Source organism: Sphingobium sp., assembly GCF_035511395.1.
Lineage (GTDB): Bacteria > Pseudomonadota > Alphaproteobacteria > Sphingomonadales > Sphingomonadaceae > Sphingobium.
The window spans coordinates 1-2961 of the sequence record NZ_DATKFP010000331.1; the positions used below are offsets into that span (position 1 = coordinate 1).

A 2961-nucleotide genomic window follows, 5' to 3' on the forward strand; every position below is an offset into this window, starting at 1 on the left:
CCCCAAGGCAACAGCACTCGCCCCCGCTTTCGAGCAAGCACTTGGCTTCTACGGCACATTGGCGCGGCTCGATCGCGCCTTTTCCCGCGATCCGGATTGCGGTCGCTATGTGCAGGATTTGCTCGCCGATGCGGGCGGTCAGGTCGTGGACTGGGTCGAGCGTGGCGCAACCATCCTCGTCTGTGGTAGCTTGGAAGGCATGGCGGCGGGCGTGCATGATGCACTGACTGCATATCTTGGCGCGACGCGATTGAACGAACTGGCCGAGGAGGGGCGCTACAGGCGGGATGTTTACTGAATATCGTTCACGGCAGGAGGATTTACGGCAGCGATAACCTCTATCTTCAAAGGTGCGCCGTCAGCGGAAATTGCGAGCAGCCGATCGACATTAGGATGTACGCCCGGACGGTTGCGGGCGTCCGCTGTGTGTTCCGCAAACACCGTCAGGCCGTGTTCAGCCGCTTGCGCGTCCAAATTGCCGAAGACCTGCTTCAGATAATGATAGACGGCAAGCGAGCCCAGTTTGCCAGGCTGGTTTTCGATGCAGGCGACAATCATGCCGCTTTCATCGAAGAGATCGATGCGTTGCACGCCATCGATGGGCGGCAATTGCTGAAGATTATCCTTGAACGTCGCGCCCGCTTGTATCTTTGCCAGCATATCTCGACCCCCGAACTGATTGATCGCCCGCCCGTAGCAGCTTCCGTTCATGTCGGCCATCCGGCAAACGTTCCGCGCACATCCGGTGCATGTGCCTGCAACGTCACGAAATATCGGCAGGGGACGTGTGCATAGTCGATCGAAGCGGCCCAGCACATGGTGATCGGACGAGACGGGGAAAGTCCGTGTCACGGTGACACGAGAGTGAAACGAACGCAGCTGCGCCGCATCCGGAGTGATCATCGGCAGAAAGGACAAAGAAATTGAGCAGGCACTCCTTGCTGCTGCAAGTAGTTTGCCGACTTCGCCGGTTGCGGACATATGCCCCATCGCCTAGCAGGAGGCGGGCGGCGTAACATAAGAGAGGTTGGCAAGTGGAGGTCGCAAACTGCGTCGCTGGCGGAACATCTGGGTCGTGGACGGAATGAATCATGCTTCCGTTTTCGATCAGATCAGCGAGGATACCGACAGGTCCGTCCGGCTTGGGCCTTGCCAGCGAAGCCTGAAGGCGCCCGCCACAATATTGCCGGGCCTGGGCGCTAAAGGTTGTCGGATATCGGATGAACGCATCCGCTGCGCCTTGTCCGGTTGGAGAGTTATGGTGATGCCGCGCGAACAGGCGATCCTGCGGGATGGGGCACGCCCATGATGCGCCATCCGCTTTCCCATATTCCACGGCGATACCGGATATTGATGCGCCGGCACGGACCGGAAGCCTTGATCTGGCGCCGCCGCATCGCGATCCTGGGTGGCGCGATCGCGATCGGCCTGATCGCGCTGCTGTTCGCGGCGCTTGCCGACAGGGCGAACGAACTCTTTCACGAGATGATCGAATGGCGGTGGTGGTTGCCGTTGATCCTGACACCAGCAGGGTTCGCAGCATTCGTCTGGCTTACCTTGCGATTTGCGCCGGAAGCCAGGGGATCGGGCATACCGCAGGTGATGGCTGCGACCCGCGATCCGGGGAAGGGGCTGGACCGACTGGCATCGACCCGCACCGCTATAACCAAATTCTTCCTGACGATCGGCACATTGCTGTTCGGCGCGTCGGTAGGGCGGGAAGGACCGACGGTACAGATCGCCGCAACCATCATGGGCCACGCCCACCGCTGGATGCGTATTCCGCTTCGATCATCGGTCTATATTGCAGGCGGCGCGGCTGGCGTGGCGGCCGCGTTCAACACGCCGCTTGCCGGCGTCGCCTTCGCTATCGAGGAACTGGCTGCGGCTTATGAACAGCGCATGACCCTGCTGGTGATGGCAGCCGTCCTGATTGCGGGCATGGTCAGCCTCGGCCTTGCGGGTGACTATGTCTATTTCGGTGAAATGCGTCAGACGCTCAGCGTGGGCCAGGCGCTGTTCGTTGCCCCCGTCGCCGGGCTGATCGGAGGCCTTGCCGGTGGATGCTTTTCCCGACTGATGTTGTCGACGGGAAGGACGCCGTTTCGGCCGGTGGCATGGTTGCGATCGAGACCGGTTCTCCTCGCCGGGATATGCGGCATGACCGTGGCGATCCTCGGCGTGACGACGGGGCTGACCTGGGGGACGGGCTACCAGACCGCCCATGATGTCATCGCCGGAGACGACATTCCCCTTTGGTTTGGCGCGGCCAAGTTTCTGGCGACGCTCGCCACGGCGGTATCAGGTCTGCCCGGCGGTATATTCGCGCCGTCCCTGTCGGTGGGGGCGGGCATAGGGGACGTGCTTCGGGCCATCTTCCCAGGCTATCCACCGGGCGCCGTCGTGCTGCTGGGCATGGTTGCCTATTTCACAGGCGTGGTGCGGGCACCTTTGACGGCGGTCATCATCATTTCCGAAACCACTGCCAGCCGCGGTCTCATGATGCCGTTGCTCGGCGCGGCCTTGATGGGCGACTTTGCCGCCCAGTTCGTCAGCAAGGAGAAGCTCTACCATGGGTTGGCTCAACGGTTCTCGGCAACGAGGTGATTATTGCGATGGCAGGTGATGGCAATCACAGGATCAACAGGCCCAAGAAAATAGCGGGCTGCGCGCGCCTGCGTATCTGAGATCGATTGTCAAACGACCAACGCGGGGTAGCTATATCAAAGAAGTACAAGTGTTTAGGCTGTAGTGATTATTTAACTATTTGAGCCAAAGCATGATGCTTGCGAGCTTGATGAAGCCGAGGAAGTTTGCGGCGAGTTTGTCATATCGGGTGGCGATGCGGCGTCCCAGTTTGAGGCGTGCGAAGAAGCCTTCGATTCCCCATCGCTGCTTATAGGCGATGACGTCATAAGGTCGACGGATAGTGCGATGCTTGCGGGGAGGAATGACAGCCTC

At 60.4% G+C, this 2961-nt stretch carries 3 protein-coding genes and 1 pseudogene; 2 read left to right on the forward strand and 2 right to left on the reverse strand.

Annotated features, from left to right (window positions below):
* Nucleotides 1–298, forward strand: a pseudogene (locus tag VMR39_RS22965) (hypothetical protein); the annotation flags it as partial.
* On the opposite strand, the gene VMR39_RS22970 reads toward VMR39_RS22965, so the two are convergent.
* A complete protein-coding gene (locus tag VMR39_RS22970) occupies nucleotides 292–660 on the reverse strand; it encodes a DUF2322 family protein (RefSeq protein ID WP_325419524.1) in 369 nt (122 codons plus the stop codon). The pseudogene VMR39_RS22965 and the gene VMR39_RS22970 overlap by 7 nt on opposite strands.
* 645 nt (nucleotides 661–1305) lie before the next feature.
* Between VMR39_RS22970 and VMR39_RS22975 the strand changes: the two genes are divergently transcribed.
* Nucleotides 1306–2607: a chloride channel protein gene (locus VMR39_RS22975; protein ID WP_325419520.1), complete on the forward strand. Its 1302-nt coding sequence runs from the start codon at nucleotides 1306–1308 to the stop codon at nucleotides 2605–2607.
* Nucleotides 2608–2763: 156 nt separating this feature from the next.
* Here VMR39_RS22975 and VMR39_RS22980 read toward each other — a convergent pair.
* On the reverse strand, nucleotides 2764–2961 hold a 198-nt coding region (locus VMR39_RS22980; protein WP_325419522.1), incomplete at its 5' end, for a transposase.